Raw genomic sequence first — 1671 nt, forward strand, 5'->3', positions numbered from 1 at the left:
GTACCGCCTACGAGGTCAAGGTCGCGATGCTGCGCGACTGGGGAAGCTGGGACGACGATTTTCGTGCCATGACCTACGAGCTGCGCACTCGCCTGGTACGTATGCTCGGAGACGGTCACGAGGCCTACACTTGCGTTCCGATGCAGGGTAGCGGGTCGTTTGCGGTGGAGTCCATGCTCGGAACGCTGGTGCCGCGCGGCGGGCGAGCGCTGGTGCTGGCCAATGGCGCTTACGGCAAGCGCGCGGCCGAAACACTCAGGATCATGGGGCGCTCGCACTTGGTTCTGGACAAGGGTGACTTTCTCCCGCCTCGTGGGTACGAGGTCGCGCGCATGCTCGCCGACGATCCCGCGATCACGCATGTGTTGGTGGTTCATTGTGAGACCAGCTCGGGCGTCTTGAACCCGCTGGAGGAGATCGCGGACGCGGTCGCCCATGCCGGTTGCAGGCTTTTGATCGATGCGATGTCGTCTTTTGGTGCGATTCCAATTCCGCCGAGGCGTATCGCGTTCGATGCCTTGGTTTCGTCCGCGAACAAGTGCATCGAGGGCGTTCCCGGCTTCGGTTTTCTGCTCGTCAGGCAGGATGCGTTGCTGCGTTGCGAGGGCAATGCCCATTCCCTGAGTCTGGATGCCTACGCTCAATGGGCCACGCTGGAAAAGACCGGCCAATGGCGTTTCACGCCACCCACTCATGCCGTGGCGGCCTTCCTGGAGGCGCTGCGCCTGCACGAGGCCGAGGGCGGGGTGGAGGGGCGTGGTGCGCGTTATCGCGCCAATCGCGATGCGCTCGTGAGCGGCATGAGAGGGCTCGGCTTCGAGACGCTGCTCGACACGCGCTGGCTGTCGCCGATCATCACCACCTTCTTCTGCCCGGCGGATCCGCATTTTGTCTTCGACCGCTTCTACGCCCTGATGAAGCGGCGCGGTTTCATCATTTATCCCGGCAAACTCACCGAGGTCGACAGTTTTCGCCTGGGCTGTATCGGCCAGGTCGATGTGCCGGTCATGAACCGTCTGCTTGAGGCGGTAGTCGATACCCTGCACGACCTCGGCGTGCGCAACCCGGCGCCACCCGCGGCGGCGATCACCAAGCGCGCCTTGCTCGACGAGACGGAGGTTGCGGCATGAAACGCTTCAAGGCCGTGGTCTTCGACTGGGCGGGAACGATGATCGACTTCGGCTCTTTCGCGCCGATGGGTGTATTCGTCGAAGCCTTCCGCCGTTTCGGCGTGGAAGCGAGTATTGCAGAGGCCCGCGCGCCGATGGGGGCGCCCAAGCGCGACCACATTCGTAGCATGTTGTTCGCTCAGCGGCTTGCGGGCGAATGGCAGCGGGTGCATGGTGTCGCGCCTTCCGAGATTGATGTCGACCGTGTCTACGAAGTCTTCGTGCCGATGAACGAGGAGGTGGTGGCGAATTTCGGTGCGCTGGTTCCGGGTGCGCGTGAGGCGGTCGAGCAGTTGAGGTCGATGGGGCTGAAGATTGGTTCGACCACCGGCTATACGCGCTCGATAATGAATCGCTTGCTGCCGGTCGCCGCCGCTCAGGGCTACACGCCGGACAACCTGGTCTGCGCAGACGACTTGCCCCAAGGTCGCCCGGGGCCGCTCGGCATGTACCGGTGCTTCATCGACCTGTGCGTGTATCCGCCATCGACGGTGGTCAAGGT

Annotated in this window: 2 protein-coding genes; both read left to right on the plus strand. The window is 63.5% G+C overall.

Translation table 11 applies throughout. The annotated features are described in order from the left end of the window. On the plus strand, nucleotides 1-1130 hold a 1130-nt coding region (locus GPA21_RS20110), incomplete at its 5' end, for a 2-aminoethylphosphonate--pyruvate transaminase (RefSeq protein ID WP_168989834.1). Further along, the coding region (gene phnX, locus GPA21_RS20115) for a phosphonoacetaldehyde hydrolase (protein WP_168989835.1) at nucleotides 1127-1671 on the plus strand (545 nt) is incomplete at its 3' end. The genes GPA21_RS20110 and phnX, both read left to right, overlap by 4 nt.

The organism is Azoarcus taiwanensis (assembly GCF_012910885.1).
GTDB classification, from domain to species: domain Bacteria; phylum Pseudomonadota; class Gammaproteobacteria; order Burkholderiales; family Rhodocyclaceae; genus Azoarcus_F; species Azoarcus_F taiwanensis.